A 13,854-nucleotide genomic window follows, 5' to 3' on the forward strand; every position below is an offset into this window, starting at 1 on the left:
CCCGGCCTCAGTTCCTGAAGTCGGCGGTGTGGTCCTCGGCCCAGGCCGCGAAGGGGCGGGCCGGCCTGCCGGTGATCTCCCGGACGGTGTCGGTGATCTCGGGGGCGGTACCGACCGTGTCGGCGAAGGACTTGAGCAGGGCCGTGAGCATGCCGGGCGGGACGTGCGGGAACAGTTCGGGGCCCGCCTCGTCCGGGGGCAGCTCGGTGAAGCGCAGGTCGCGGCCGAGGGCGTGGCCGATCGCGGCGACCTGCTCGGCGTTGGTGACGGCTTCGGGGCCGGTGAGGCGGTGGGCGGCGCCCTCGTGGCCGTCGTCGAGGAGGGCGCGTTCGGCGACGGCGGCGATGTCGTCCTCGTGGATGGGCGCGGACCGTGCGTCGGCGAAGACACCGCGGACGGTGTCGCCGGTGCGGATCTGCGGGGCCCACTGGAAGGCGTTGGCGGCGAACGCGCCCGGCCGCAGGAACGTCCACGCCAGGCCGCTGTCGCGGACCTGCCGTTCGGCGGTGGCGTGCATGACGTGGATGGGGTGGGTCTCGTCGGCGCCCGGTTCGATGATCGCGGAGGACAGCAGGACGACATGGCGCACCCCGGCGGCCCGGGCGGCCGCCAGCAGGCCGGGCGTGCGGTCGCCGCCCGCCTGGACGTACAGGAACAGCTTGGTGGCGCCCTCGAACAGGGCTGCCGGGTCGTCGTACTGGAGTCGTACGGTCTCGGCGCCTGCGGGCAGGCGGGCCCGCTCCGGGTCGCGGGTCAGGGCCCGCACGGGCCGGCCGGCGGTGACGAGGCGTTCGACCAGGGCGCGGCCGACGTTTCCGGTGGCACCGGTCACTGCGATCATGGAGGGCTCCTCGGGCCGGGGTGGGTGTCCTGACCGAGGCTAGAAAGGGCGGCCGGTCCGCCGCATCGGCGAAAGGGACCAGCCGCCCCGCGGGCGCCCTACGTCGGCGGTCCTAGTTCTCCCCGACGCCCTGGACCCGCAACGCCCTTGCCAGGTCGTCGAGTTGGTCGACGAGCTTGCGGCGCAGGGCGGGGATCGGATCGGCGTCGCGCAGGCATTCCTCGCCGAGGCGGAGGGTGTCCGCGTCGACGGCGTGCGCCGGGAAGGCCCAGCGGCCCGCCGCGTCCGCGATGGCGGGGCCGCGGCGGTCGGCGACGGCGACCGCGTCCGCGTAGTAGCGCCCGACGTACTCGCGCACCAGGTCGGCCTGTTCGGGCTGCCAGAAGCCCCGGGCCGTGGCGGTGAAGAGGTAGTTGGACAGGTCGTCGGAGCCGAACATGGCCTGCCAGGCGCGGGCCTTGGCCTCCGGGTCGGGCAGGGCGGCCCGGCAGCGGGCGGCGCCCTCCTGGCCGGTGGCGCTCGGGTCGCGTTCCAGTTCGGCGGCGATCGCGGCCTCGTCGGTCGCACCGAGGACGGCGAGCCGGGCGAGCACGCGCCAGCGCAGCTCGGGGTCGAGCTCCGGACCGCCGGGGACGGTGCCGTCGGCGAGCCAGGCGGCGATGGTGTCGGGGTGGGCGGCCACGTCGATGCGGTGGCGTACGGCGATGAGGCGCAGGCCGGGGTTGTCGCCGTCCTCGGTGCGGCGGATGAGGTCGCGGCACAGATCGGAGAGGGTGGCGAGTGCCGCGGGCCGCTCCTCGGGCGTGAGGTAGCGGTCGGTGATGTAGGCGGAGGCGAAGGCCAGTACGCCCTGGACGATGGCGAGGTCGGTCTCCAGCGGGAGGTGGGCCCTGGCGGTCTCCAGGTAGGCGCCGGGGGCGAGTTCGCCGTCGCGGACGGCGTCGCGCAGGGCGTTCCAGACGACCGCGCGGGTGAGCGGTTCGGGCAGGCCGGACAGCTCCTTGCGGACGGTCTCGAAGGACTCGGGGTCGAAGCGGACCTTGGCGTAGGTGAGGTCGCCGTCGTTGAGGAGGAGCAGGGCCGGCCGCTTGCCGATGGGGTGGGCGTCGGTCTGCGGGAGGTCCAGGTGCAGGCGTTCGCGCCGGACGAGCTGGCCGCCGTCGTCGCCGAGGTCCCGGTCGTAGAGGCCGGCGGCGATGCGGTGCGGGCGGCTGCCGGCGCGGTCGACGGTGAGGGCGCAGGTGCCGTTCTCGCCCGTGGTGACCCGCGGGGTGAGGGTGTCGACGCCGGTGGTGCGCAGCCAGGCGTCGGCCCAGGCGTGGACGTCGCGGTCGGTGGCGCCGGCGAGGTTGTCGATGAAGTCGGCGAGAGTGGCGTTGGCGAACTTGTGCCGGGCGAAGTGGGTGTTGATGCCGGCGAGGAAGTCCTTCTCGCCGAGCCAGGCGACCAGTTGGCGCAGCGCGCTGGCGCCCTTGGCGTAGGAGATGCCGTCGAAGTTGAGCAGCGCGGAGGCGGTGTCGTCGACGGCCTCGGGGGCGACGGGGTGGGTGGAGGGGCGCTGGTCGGCGTCGTAGCCCCAGGACTTGCGGGTGACGCCGAAGTCGGTCCAGGTGTCGGTGAAGCGGGTCGCTTCGGTGAGGGTCTGGTAGCCCATGTACTCGGCGAAGGACTCGTTCAGCCAGATGTCGTCCCACCACTTGAGGGTGACGAGGTCGCCGAACCACATGTGGGCCATCTCGTGGGCGATGACCATGGCGCGGGTCTGGCGTTCGGTGTCGGTGACGGCTGAGCGGTATACGAACTCGTCGCGGAAGGTGACCAGGCCCGGGTTCTCCATGGCGCCGGCGTTGAACTCGGGGACGAAGGCCTGGTCGTAGGAGTCGAACGGGTAGGGCTCGTCGAACTTCTCGTGGTAGCGGTCGTAGCACGCGCGCGTGATGTCGAGGAGCTCGTCGGCGTCGGCGTCCAGGTGGGGGGCGAGGGAGCGGCGGCAGTGCAGGCCGAAGGGCAGGCCGCGGTGCTCGGTGCGCACGGAGTGCCAGGGGCCGGCGGCGACGGCGACCAGGTAGGTGGAGATCAGCGGTGTGGGGGCCGCCTTCCATACGCCGTCGACCTGTTCGGTGACGCCGTTGGCGAGGACGGTCCAGTCCTGGGGGGCCTTCACCGACAGCTCGAAGACGGCTTTCAGGTCGGGCTGGTCGAAGGCGGCGAAGACCCGCTGGACATCATCCATGAACAGCTGGGTGTAGACGTAGGTCTCGTTGTCGGTGGGGTCGGTGAAGCGGTGCATGCCCTCGCCGGTGCGGGAGTAGCGCATCCGCGCGTCCACGCGCAGTTCGTGCTCGCCGGCGGTGAGGTTCGGCAGGGCGAGCCGGTTGCCGTCCAGCGCTTCCGGGTCCAGGGGGTGTCCGTCGAGGGTGACGGAGCGCAGCTCGGCGGGCTTGAGCTCGACGAAGGTGTCCCCGTCCACGCGGGCATCGAACCTGATCAGGGTGCGGGAGTCGAAGGTCTCGTCTCCGCCGGTCAGGTCGAGTTCGATCGTGTAGCGGTGGACGGCCAGGAGCTGTGCTCGGGTCTGCGCTTCGTCGCGCGTCAGTACGGACATGCGTGACATGCTGCCTGATGGTGTCGGCAAGGCACAGAGGCGGATCGGTACGTGCCCAATGTCCGGTCTAGGTGCGGTCCTTTTCGAGCTCCCCGGCGTGCGCCCCCATGGGCCGCTGCGTCGGCACGCGCGCGTCGGGATGCGGCAGGCCGGGCCGGAGGTGCGCGGCGGTCCCGGTGTGCTCCGCGGCGAGGGCGCGCAGGCGGTGCACTTCCCGTTCCAGGGCGAGATGGCGCCGGTGGGCGTCGTAGAGGTAGCGGACCTTGGTGCGCAGGGCCCAGGGGTCCACGGGCTTCAGGACGAGGTCGGCGACGCCCAGTGCGAAGGCGGTGGTGGTCAGTTCGTGGTCGGCGCCGAAGCCGGTGAGCAGGATCACGGGGATGTGCTGGGTCTGCTCCACGCGCCGCATGTAGCGCACGACCTCCAGCCCGCTGACGCCGGGCATGCGCACGTCGAGCAGCAGCAGGCCGACCTGGCCGCGGAGGACCTGCTTGAGTGCCTCGTCGCCGCTGGTGGCCCGGCCGAGCAGGTAGCCCAGCGGGGCCAGGGCGCTCTCCAGCGCGTACAGCGTTTCCTCGTGGTCGTCGACGATGAGGATCCTGGTATCCGACGGCATGGCCCGACGCCCCTCCCTCGTGGAGGACCAGAGTAAGTCCGGGACACTGACGCGCAGTGCTCGTCAGCTGACATGCTGTGCACAGCGCAGCATGCCCCGCCCCGGGCGCCGTGTCACTCCCCCGAGGTCAGTTACCGGCGGTCGCCGAGCCGTTGAGCGCCTCGTCCGCGATGCGCTCGTGGTGGCGGATGACCTCGGCGACGATGAAGTTCAGGAACTTCTCGGCGAAGGCCGGGTCCAGCTTGGCGTCTTCGGCGAGCGCGCGCAGCCGGGCGATCTGGCGGGCCTCGCGGGCCGGGTCGGCGGGCGGCAGCTGGTGCCGGGCCTTGAGGAGGCCGACCTGCTGGGTGCACTTGAAGCGTTCGGCGAGCATGTGGACGACGGCCGCGTCGATGTTGTCGATGCTGTTGCGCAGCCGGGCGAGCTCTTCGCGGACGGCGGGGTCGACGTCACCCGAACCGGTGTTGCTGGTGGTCATGGGGCGTCAGCCTACGGGGATCACGCCGGGTGGCCGCCGGCCGTCTCATCCTTCGGCGGTAGGAGTCGCTTGTGAAAGCGGTAGGAGTCGCTTGTGGAAGTAGACGTCCTCGTGACCGCCGGGGACGCCCTGGATGCGGGCCCGTTCCCGGAAGCCGAGCCTCGGGTAGAAACCGGGTGCCTGGAAGCTGTACGTGGAGACGATCATGTCGGTGCAGCCGCGCCGGGCGGCCTCGGCCTCCGCCGCGCGCATCAGCCGGCCGCCCCAGCCGAAGTGCCGCTGGTCCTCGCGCACCCAGAGCATGTCCACCGAGCACAGGGTGCCCCAGGTCCAGGCGGTGAGCCCACCGACCAGCTCGCCGGCCCCGTCGGTGACGCGGACGGAGAGGGGCTCGGTGACGGCCCCGTCGGCGGCGGCGGTGTTGAAGGCGGTCAGCTCCTCGTCGAGCCGTTTTTCGAGGTCGTCGTCCTGGCCGCCCACCCGGAGCGAGGCGGCCACGGTGTGCTGTTCGCTGGTCACGGCCGGGATTCTGCCGCAGGCGCCGGGCGGCGACGACCGTTTTTCGCCGTGCCGGCGCCCGCCCGCGACGGGTCGCGTCCTCGTACAGTGGAACCGGGTTCAGGGGCGTCTTGGGGGTGAGGCGTGGCGAACGACGGGCCGGTCGAGCACGGCTACCCGCATCTGGAGACGGTGCGGGCCGCCATCACGGCGCTGTACAAGCGTCTGTCGTACGACACCATCCAGACGTTCGCGACCAGTGTGGTCCCGGCCGACGTGGCGTTCTGCGACACCGACGACCTGCATCTGGGGGCGCAGCGGGTGGCGCACGAGCTGGTGCGGCACTACCGGCTGCCGGACGCCCGGCTGGTCGTGGGCTTCCGGGAGATGCAGCACGCGGCGAACGTGGAGCTCACGGCCGGGCCGGAGTACTTCGTGGAGCTGAACGACCGGTTCCGTACGCATCGGCGGGACATCGGGGCGGCCCTCGCGCACGAGGTGATGCACGTGTATCTGCACCGCCTCGACCTGTCCTTCCCGGGCGTGCGGGACAACGAGATCCTCACGGACACGGCGACGACGTACCTGGGTGCGGGGTGGCTGCTGCTGGACGCGTACCGGGAGGACGGGGCCTCGTCGCAGAAGCTGGGGTATCTCACGCCGGAGGAGTTCGGGTACGTGCTGGCCAAGCGGGCGCTGGTCTTCGGGGAGGACCCGTCGGTGTGGTTCACCAGTGCGCAGGCCTACACGGCGTATGTGAGGGGGGTGGAGCTGGCCCGCCGTGACGAGCAGCAGCCGCCGCTGACCGCGGCGGGGTGGGCGGGGCGGCGGCGCTACGCCCGGGACCGGCGGCACGCGTCGGCGGGCCCGCCGCAGCCGGGGGTGCGGTACGCGTTCTCCCCCGACGGGGGCGGGCGGTTGCGGGTGTCGTTTCCCTGCCCCACGTGCCACCAGCGGATCAGGGTGCCGGTGCGGGGGCGGGTCCGGGCGCGGTGCGCGCTGTGCCGGAGCGTGCTGGAGTGCGATACGTAGCGGGGCGTGCGCGGGGTGCCGGGCCCTGCCCCGAAGCCCCAGCCCGCCCCCGTCGCATGCGAGGTGCGCGCGCCTTCACTGCGCCCCGTAGACCGCCCCGGGTACCTCCGCCTCCGACAGGAGTCTCCGGGTCTGTTCGCCCGCCTCGGCCGGGGTCCACCGTCCGCCCCTGTCCGTGCTCGGACCAGGCCTCCAGCCCTCCATCACCGTGATCCGGCCGCCCTCCGCCTCGAAGACCCGGCCGGTCACCCCCGCGCTCGCGGCCGATCCCAGCCAGACGACCAGGGGCGAGACGTTCTCCGGGGCCATGGCGTCGAAGCCCGAGTCGGGGGCCGTCATGGTGTCCGCGAAGGTGCGTTCGGTCATCCGGGTCCGGGCGGCGGGGGCGATCGCGTTGACCTGGACGCCGTAGTGGTGCAGTTCGGCCGCCGCGACCAGGGTCAGGGCGACGATTCCGGCCTTGGCGGCGCTGTAGTTGCCCTGCCCGACCGAGCCCAGCAGGCCCGCGCCGCTGCTGGTGTTGACGATCCTGGCCTCGGGGCGGCGGCCCGCCTTCGCCTCGGACCGCCAGTGCGCGGCCGCCTGCCGCAGGGGCAGGAAGTGGCCCTTGAGATGGACGCGTACGACGGCGTCGAAGTCGTCCTCGTCGAGGTTGACCAGCATCCGGTCGCGCAGGAAGCCCGCGTTGTTGACGAGGGTGTCCAGCCGGCCGTACGTCTCCAGGGCGGTCCGGACGAGTGAGGCGGCGCCGTCGGACGTGGCGATGTCGCCGCCGTGCGGCACCGCCTCGCCGCCCGCCGCGCGGATCTCCGCGACGACCCGGGCGGCGGGACCGTCGGATTCGGGCGTGCCGTCGAGCCCCACCCCGAGGTCGTTGACGACCAGCCGTGCCCCCTCGGCCGCGAACGCGAGCGCGTGGGCCCGGCCGAGCCCACGCCCCGCGCCCGTCACGACCACGACCCGGCCCGCGCAGATCCCGTTCATGTCAGCTCTCCTCGTCCGCGGCAGGCGTGTGGTCGGCGGTGGCCGCGTCCAGGAACGCCGGCCGCTCCCCGCCCCCGTGCACCGGCAGGCTCGCCCCGCTGATGTACGCGGCGGCGTCGGACGCCAGGAACACCGCAGCGGCACCCACGTCGGACGGCTCGGCGAGACGCCCCAGCGGGACCGTGCGGGCGACCGCGTCGATGCCGTCCTGGTCGCCGTAGTGGAGGTGGGACAGTTCCGTGCGGACCATGCCCACGACGAGGGTGTTGACCCGGATGTCGGGCGCCCACTCCACGGCCATCGACCGGGCGAGGCTCTCCAGGCCCGCCTTGGCGGCGCCGTAGGCGGCGGTGCCGGGCGAGGGGCGGCCGCCGCTGACGCTGCCGATCATGACGATCGAGCCCCCGGCGCTCCGGAGCCGGTCGTACGCGGCGAGGGACACGGCCAGCGGCGCGAGCAGGTTCAGCTCCACCACGCGCGCGTGCCGGTCCGCCCCGGCCTCGGTGAGCAGCCGGTGGGGCGCGCCACCCGCGTTGTTGACGAGGACGTCCAGCCGGGGCAGACCGGCGAACAGGCGTCCGACGGCGTCGGTGTCCCGGACGTCCAGCGGCACGAACTCGACGCCGGGGAACGGGACTTCCGGGGGCCGGCGGGCGCAGACCACGACCTCGGCGCCCGCCCGTACGAAGGCGCGCGCGATGCCGGCACCGACGCCGCGGGTCCCGCCCGTGACGACGGCGACCTTCCCGTCCAGCTCCATGCGCTGCTACCTTTCCACCTAACAAACGTTTGGTGGAAAGGTAGCTGATGCGGCCATGGGTGTCTCCACCTCGTGCGGGGAAAAGGGCGTAGCGGTCGTCACGGTCGACTTCCCGCCGGTGAACGCCCTGCCGGTGGCGGGCTGGTACGCGCTGGCCGACGCGGTGCGCGCGGCCGGACGCGACCCGGAGGTCCGGTGCGTGGTGCTGGCCGCCGAGGGGCGCGGGTTCAACGCGGGCGTGGACATCAAGGAGTTGCAGGCGGACGACCGGGAGCACAGCGCACTGCTCGGCGCGAACAGCGGCTGCGCGGAGGCCTTCGCGGCGGTCTACGAGTGCGAGGTGCCGGTCGTGGCGGCGGTGCAGGGCTTCTGCCTGGGCGGCGGCATCGGTCTCGTGGGGAACGCGGACGCGATCGTGGCGAGCGAGGACGCGGTGTTCGGGCTGCCCGAGCTGGACCGCGGCGCCCTGGGGGCGGCCACGCACCTGGCCCGCCTGGTCCCCCAGCACCTGATGCGCGCGCTGTACTACACGGCGCGCACGGCGAGCGCGGCCGACCTGCACGCGCACGGCTCGGTGTGGCGGGTGGTGCCGCGCACCGAACTGCGCGCCGCGGCCCTGGAGCTGGCCCGGGAGATCGCCGCCAAGGACGGGCGGCTGCTCCGCCTGGCCAAGGCCGCGCTCAACGGCATCGACCCCGTGGACGTGCGCCGCAGCTACCGCTTCGAGCAGGGCTTCACCTTCGAGGCGGGCCTCAGCGGCGTGGGCGCGCGGGCGCGCGACCGGTTCGGTCAGGAGGGAGCGCGATGAGGGACAAGACGATGTCGGCGGACGAGGCCGTGTCCCGGCTGGCCGACGGCATGACCCTCGGCATCGGCGGCTGGGGCTCGCGCCGCAAGCCGATGGCCCTGGTGAGAGCCCTGCTCAGGTCGGACATCACCGACCTCACGGTCGTCTCGTACGGCGGCCCGGACGTGGGCATGCTGGCCGCGGCCGGGCGGATCCGGAAACTGGTCACGGCCTTCGTCACCCTCGACTCGATCCCCCTGGAGCCGCACTACCGGGCGGCCCGCGAGCGGGGTGCCTTCGACCTGATGGAGATCGACGAGGCGATGTTCCTGTGGGGCCTGCGGGCGGCGGCGAACCGGCTGCCGTTCCTGCCGGTGCGGTCCGGGCTCGGCTCGGACGTCATGCGGGTCAACCCCGCTCTGCGAACGGTCACTTCGCCGTACGAGGACGGGGAGACGTTCGTCGCCGTGCCCGCCCTGCGGATGGACGCGGCCCTGGTGCACGTCAACCGCGCCGACCGGTCGGGCAACGGGCAGTACCTGGGCCCCGACCCGTACTTCGACGACCTGTTCTGCGCGGCGGCCGACACGGCGTACCTGAGCTGCGAGCGGATCGTCGGCACGGCCGAGCTCACGAAGGAGGGCCCACCGCAGACCCTGCTGGTCAAGCGCCACACCGTCACCGGTGTCGTCGAGGCCCCGAACGGGGCGCACTTCACGTCCTGCGCGCCCGACTACGGCCGGGACGAGGCCTTTCAGAAGAGGTACGCGACCACGCCCTGGCCCGAGTTCGCGGCCGGGTTCCTCACCGGGGACGAGCAGACGTACCAGTCGGCCGTGCGGGAGGGGACATGAGCGGGCCCACCCGCGCCGAGTACTGCGTGATCGCCTGCGCCGAGGCCTGGCGGGACGACGGTGAGGTGCTGGCGAGCCCCATGGGGCTGATCCCCTCGATCGGCGCCCGGCTGGCCCGGCTCACCTTCGCGCCGGACCTGCTGCTGACCGACGGTGAGGCGATGCTCGTCCGCCCGGACGGGACGCCCGAGGGCTGGCTGCCGTACCGCGAGCATCTGGCCTGGGTCACCGGTGGGCGGCGGCACGTGATGATGGGCGCGAGCCAGATCGACCGGTTCGGCAACCAGAACATCTCGTGCATCGGCGACTGGGAGCGGCCGAAGCGGCAGCTGCTCGGGGTGCGCGGTGCACCGGTCAACACCCTGAACAATCCGACCAGTTACTGGATCCCGAAGCACTCGCGGCGGGTCTTCGTCGAGCGGGTCGACATGGTCTGCGGAGTCGGCTACGACCATGCGGCCGGCGCGCGCTTCCACCGGATCCCGCGTGTCGTCTCGGATCTGGGCGTCTTCGACTTCGCCACCCCCGGCCGCTCGATGCGGCTGGCCTCGCTGCACCCGGGAGTCACCCTCGAGCAGGTCAGGGAGGCGACCGGCTTCGAGCTGACCGTGCCGGACGAGGTGCCGGCGACCCGGGAACCGACCGGTGAGGAGCTCCGGCTGATCCGCGAGGTCGTCGACCCGGCCGGGGCCCGGGCCCGGGAGGTCGCCTCGTGAGGGGGACGGCGCTCACCCGGCTCACCGGCGTGCGTCATCCGGTCGTGCAGACCGGGATGGGCTGGGTGGCGGGCCCCCGTCTGGTCTCCGCCACGGCGAACGCGGGCGCCCTCGGCATCCTGGCCTCCGCGACGATGACCCCCGGCCGGCTGCGCGCGGCCGTACGGGAGGTGAAGGCCCGGACCGACGCGCCGTTCGGGGTGAACCTGCGCGCCGACGCCGCCGACGCGGGCGACCGGGTCCGGATCCTGATCGAGGAGGGCGTCCGCGTGGCCTCCTTCGCCCTCGCCCCCTCCCGGGAGTTGATCGGCGAGCTCAAGGAGGCCGGTGTGGTCGTCATGCCGACCGTGGGGGCGCGGCGGCACGCCGAGAAGGTCGCGGCGTGGGGCGCGGACGCGGTGCTCGTCCAGGGCGCGGAGGGCGGCGGGCACACCGGCGAGGTGGCCACGACCGTGCTGCTGCCGCAGGTGGTGGACGTGGTGCCGATACCCGTGGTCGCGGCGGGCGGGTTCTTCGACGGGCGCGGGCTGGCCGCGGCCCTCGCCTACGGCGCGGCAGGCGTGGCGATGGGCACGCGGTTCCTGCTGACGTCGGACTCGACCGTGCCGGACGCGGTGAAGGCGAGGTACCTCGCTGCGACCGTGAAGGACGTGACGGTCACCAGGGCGGTGGACGGGCTCCCGCACCGCATGCTGCGGACGGAACTGGTGGCCGCCCTGGAGGACACCGGCCGGGCCGGGGCGCTGGTGCAGGCCGTGCGCAGGGCGGCCGGATTCCGCAGGCTGTCCGGGCTGACCTGGCGGCAGCTGGTCCGTGACGGGCTGGCCCTCAAGCACGGCAAGGACCTGTCCTGGAGTCAGGTGCTGCTCGCCGCGAACACGCCGATGCTGCTGAGGTCGGCGATGGTGGACGGCCGTACGGATCTGGGCGTGATGGCGTCCGGGCAGGTCGCCGGGGTGATCGACGACCTGCCGTCGTGTGCGGAGCTGGTGGAGCGGATCATGAAGGAGGCCGACGAGACGCTGACGCGGCTCACAGCCGTTCGATGATCGTCACGTTGGCCTGGCCGCCGCCCTCGCACATGGTCTGCAGGCCGAACCGGCCGCCGGTGCGCTCCAGTTCGTGCAGCAGGGTCGTCATGAGCTTGACGCCGGTCGCGCCGAGGGGATGCCCGAGGGCGATCGCACCGCCGTTGACGTTGACCCGGTCCGGGTCGGCGCCGGTCTCCTTCAGCCAGGCCAGGACGACCGGGGCGAAGGCCTCGTTGATCTCGACGAGGTCGATGTCGTCGATGGTCAGGCCGGTCTTCTTCAGGGCGTGGGCGGTGGCCGGGATCGGCGCGGTGAGCATCCGGATCGGGTCCTCGCCGCGCACCGAGAGGTGGTGCACGCGCGCGCGTGGGGTGAGCCCGTGGTCGCGCACGGCCCGCTCGGAGGCCAGCAGCATCGCCGCCGCCCCGTCGGAGACCTGCGAGGAGCAGGCGGCGGTGACGGTGCCGCCGTCGAGGACCGGCTTGAGGCCGGCCATCTTCTCCAGGGAGGTGTCCCGGCGCGGGCCCTCGTCGGCGGTGACCTCGCCGTACGGCACGCTCTCGCGGCCGAAGCGCCCCTCGTCGATCGCCCGCACCGCCCGCTGATGGGAGCGCAGGGCGAACTCCTCCTGGTCCCGCCGGCTGATCCCCCACTTCGCGGCGATCATCTCGGCGCCCACGAACTGGTTGACGGGCTTGTCCCCGTACCGTGCCCGCCAGCCGGCGCTGCCCGCGAAGGGGCCCTGCGTCAGCCCGAGCGGTTCGGCGGCCTGCCGAGTGGCGAAGGCGATGGGGATCATCGACATGTTCTGCACCCCGCCGGCGACGACCAGGTCCTGGGTGCCGGACAGTACGGCCTGCGCGGCGAAGTGCACGGCCTGCTGCGAGGAGCCGCACTGCCGGTCGACGGTTACGCCCGGCACCTCCTCGGGCAGCCCGGCCGCCAGCCAGCAGGTCCGCGCGATGTCCCCGGCCTGCGGCCCGACGGCGTCCAGACAGCCGAGGACGACGTCCTCCACGGCGGCCGGGTCGGCGCCCGAGCGGCTCATCAGCTCCCTGAGGACATGCGCGCCGAGGTCGGCCGGGTGGACCGCGCTCAGGCCTCCCCCGCGCCGCCCGACGGGCGTGCGGACCGCTTCGACGATGTAGGCCTCGGCCATGACCACTCCCTCGCAGATAGGGGCTATTCGCGTACGGCGATCCCGTCCAGCACCATCGACAGGTACTGCCGGGCGATCTCGTCCGGGCTGTGCTGTCCGCCCGGCCGGTACCAGGACGCGGCGACCCACACCGTGTCGCGCACGAACCGGTAGGTGAGCCGGACGTCGAGGTCGGCCCGGAAGGCCCGCTCTGCGACGCCGCGCTCCAGCGTGGACAGCCAGGCCTTCTCGAACCTGCGCTGTGACTCGGCGAGGAACGCGAACCGCTCCTGCGCCACGAGCTGCCTGCTCTCCTTCTGGTAGATCGCGACGGCCGCGCGATGCCGGTCGATCTCCCGGAACGACTCGGTGACCAGGGCCTGAAGCGTCTCGCGCGGACCGAGACCGGCGCCGAGGACGGTGTCGTAGCCGTCCCACAGCTCGTCGAGGAAGGTGCGCAGGATCTCCTCCAGCATCGATTCCTTGGAGTCGAAGTGGTAGTAGAGGCTGCCGGCGAGCATCCCCGCGTGATCCGCGATCTTGCGGACGGTGGTGGCGTTGTAGCCCTGCTCGGCGAACACCTCGGCGGCGGTCCCGAGGAGTTCACCGCGACGGTCGCGAGCGGCGGCGGCCGCGGCGGGCTCTGTGGCGGGCTCTGTGGCGTTCACCTGGGGCTTCTTCTTCGTGGGAGGCACGGGTCCATTGTCCTAGGGGTGCCGGCTGCTGACGGACACCACTTCTCCGGTCATGTAGGAGGAGTAGCCGGACGCCAGGAACACGATCACGTTGGCCACCTCCCAGGGTTCGGCGTACCGCCCGTAGGCCTCCTGGGCGGTCAGTTCGGCGAGCAGTTCGGGCGTGGTCACCTTCACCAGGTGGGGGTGCATGGCGAGGCTGGGCGCCACGGCGTTGACCCGCACCCCGTACCCGGCCGCCTCGACGGCCGCGCACCGGGTCAGCGCCATCACGCCCGCTTTGGCGGCCGCGTAGTGGGCCTGACCGGCCTGGGCGCGCCAGCCGACGACGGAGGCGTTGTTGACGATCACCCCGCCGCCGGTCCCCTTCATGTGCCGGAGCGCGGCGCGCACACAGCGGAACGTGCCGTTCAACGTCACGTCCAGGACGCGGGACCACTGTTCGTCGGTCATGTCGACGAGCTCCGCCGTGCCGCCCAGACCGGCGTTGTTGACCACGACGTCGATGCGCCCGTGCTCCGCCGCGGCCGCCTCGAAGAGCCTGCGCACCTGCGTCTCGTCGGTGACGTCGCAGGGCACCGCGGCGACCGACGTCCCGCCGAACTCACCGGCCAGCCGCGCCTCGTACTCCTTGAGCCGCCGCACGTGCGCGTCGCTGATCAGCACGCGCGCGCCCTCCTCCAGGAAGCGCCGCGCCGTGGCTCCGCCGATCCCCGCACCGGCCGCCGCGGTGACGACGGCGGTCCGCCCCTTCAGCAGGCCGTGGCCGGGTACGTACGACGGACTCTCGACGTCTGTCATGGGCTCACGCTAACCTAC

Annotated in this window: 15 protein-coding genes; 5 read left to right on the plus strand and 10 right to left on the minus strand. The window is 72.9% G+C overall.

Annotated elements, in window-relative coordinates:
- Window positions 1–7 precede the first annotated feature (7 nt).
- The 5 genes from AB0G20_RS29975 to AB0G20_RS29995 all read right to left on the minus strand — a co-directional run bounded on the left by AB0G20_RS29975 (window position 8) and on the right by AB0G20_RS29995 (window position 5,059).
- Complete coding sequence (locus tag AB0G20_RS29975; RefSeq protein ID WP_361307717.1) at window positions 8–841, minus strand: NAD(P)H-binding protein; 834 nt, start codon at window positions 839–841, stop codon at window positions 8–10.
- A 112-nt stretch (window positions 842–953) separates the two neighbouring features.
- Window positions 954–3,446 (minus strand): aminopeptidase N, encoded by a 2,493-nt coding sequence (gene pepN / locus AB0G20_RS29980; protein WP_361307719.1) that lies wholly within the window; start codon window positions 3,444–3,446, stop codon window positions 954–956.
- A 67-nt stretch (window positions 3,447–3,513) separates the two neighbouring features.
- Window positions 3,514–4,062 (minus strand): response regulator, encoded by a 549-nt coding sequence (locus tag AB0G20_RS29985; RefSeq protein ID WP_361307721.1) that lies wholly within the window; start codon window positions 4,060–4,062, stop codon window positions 3,514–3,516.
- 127 nt (window positions 4,063–4,189) lie between these two features.
- Entirely contained in the window at window positions 4,190–4,540 is a 351-nt protein-coding gene (locus tag AB0G20_RS29990; protein ID WP_361307723.1) for a chorismate mutase, read from the minus strand.
- Between the two features lie 45 nt (window positions 4,541–4,585).
- A complete protein-coding gene (locus AB0G20_RS29995; RefSeq protein ID WP_361307725.1) occupies window positions 4,586–5,059 on the minus strand; it encodes a GNAT family N-acetyltransferase in 474 nt (157 codons plus the stop codon).
- Between the two features lie 123 nt (window positions 5,060–5,182).
- Here AB0G20_RS29995 and AB0G20_RS30000 point away from each other — a divergent pair, with 123 nt between their 5' ends.
- A complete protein-coding gene (locus tag AB0G20_RS30000; protein WP_361307727.1) occupies window positions 5,183–6,070 on the plus strand; it encodes a hypothetical protein in 888 nt (295 codons plus the stop codon).
- A 75-nt stretch (window positions 6,071–6,145) separates the two neighbouring features.
- Here AB0G20_RS30000 and AB0G20_RS30005 read toward each other — a convergent pair whose 3' ends face one another.
- A complete protein-coding gene (locus tag AB0G20_RS30005; protein ID WP_361307729.1) occupies window positions 6,146–7,054 on the minus strand; it encodes an SDR family oxidoreductase in 909 nt (302 codons plus the stop codon).
- A 1-nt stretch (window position 7,055) separates the two neighbouring features.
- Entirely contained in the window at window positions 7,056–7,814 is a 759-nt protein-coding gene (locus tag AB0G20_RS30010; protein ID WP_361307731.1) for an SDR family oxidoreductase, read from the minus strand.
- A gap of 55 nt (window positions 7,815–7,869) precedes the next feature.
- Between AB0G20_RS30010 and AB0G20_RS30015 the strand changes: the two genes are divergently transcribed.
- From AB0G20_RS30015 to AB0G20_RS30030, 4 genes are read left to right on the plus strand one after another with little or no spacing between them, the layout of a single operon-like run.
- Window positions 7,870–8,622, plus strand: a complete 753-nt coding sequence (locus AB0G20_RS30015; RefSeq protein WP_361307733.1) for an enoyl-CoA hydratase family protein — start codon at window positions 7,870–7,872, stop codon at window positions 8,620–8,622.
- Entirely contained in the window at window positions 8,619–9,455 is an 837-nt protein-coding gene (locus AB0G20_RS30020; RefSeq protein WP_361307735.1) for a CoA-transferase, read from the plus strand. The genes AB0G20_RS30015 and AB0G20_RS30020 overlap by 4 nt, the downstream gene beginning before the upstream one ends.
- Window positions 9,452–10,171, plus strand: coding sequence for a CoA-transferase (locus AB0G20_RS30025; RefSeq protein ID WP_361307737.1), 720 nt, complete (start codon window positions 9,452–9,454; stop codon window positions 10,169–10,171). The genes AB0G20_RS30020 and AB0G20_RS30025 overlap by 4 nt, the downstream gene beginning before the upstream one ends.
- Window positions 10,168–11,220, plus strand: coding sequence for a nitronate monooxygenase (locus tag AB0G20_RS30030; protein WP_361307739.1), 1,053 nt, complete (start codon window positions 10,168–10,170; stop codon window positions 11,218–11,220). The genes AB0G20_RS30025 and AB0G20_RS30030 overlap by 4 nt, the downstream gene beginning before the upstream one ends.
- Here AB0G20_RS30030 and AB0G20_RS30035 read toward each other — a convergent pair.
- From AB0G20_RS30035 to AB0G20_RS30045, 3 genes are read right to left on the minus strand one after another with little or no spacing between them, the layout of a single operon-like run.
- Entirely contained in the window at window positions 11,204–12,361 is a 1,158-nt protein-coding gene (locus AB0G20_RS30035; RefSeq protein ID WP_361307741.1) for an acetyl-CoA C-acetyltransferase, read from the minus strand. The genes AB0G20_RS30030 and AB0G20_RS30035 overlap by 17 nt on opposite strands.
- A 23-nt stretch (window positions 12,362–12,384) precedes the next feature.
- On the minus strand, window positions 12,385–13,008 hold the full coding sequence (locus AB0G20_RS30040; RefSeq protein WP_248501463.1) for a TetR/AcrR family transcriptional regulator: 624 nt from the start codon (window positions 13,006–13,008) through the stop codon (window positions 12,385–12,387).
- Window positions 13,009–13,047: 39 nt separating this feature from the next.
- The gene (locus AB0G20_RS30045; RefSeq protein ID WP_361307743.1) at window positions 13,048–13,836 is read right to left on the minus strand and encodes an SDR family oxidoreductase; all 789 of its coding nucleotides are present in this window, start codon (window positions 13,834–13,836) and stop codon (window positions 13,048–13,050) included.
- Window positions 13,837–13,854: the final 18 nt, after the last annotated feature.

This window comes from Streptomyces sp. NPDC024017 (assembly GCF_040638895.1).
GTDB lineage: Bacteria > Actinomycetota > Actinomycetes > Streptomycetales > Streptomycetaceae > Streptomyces.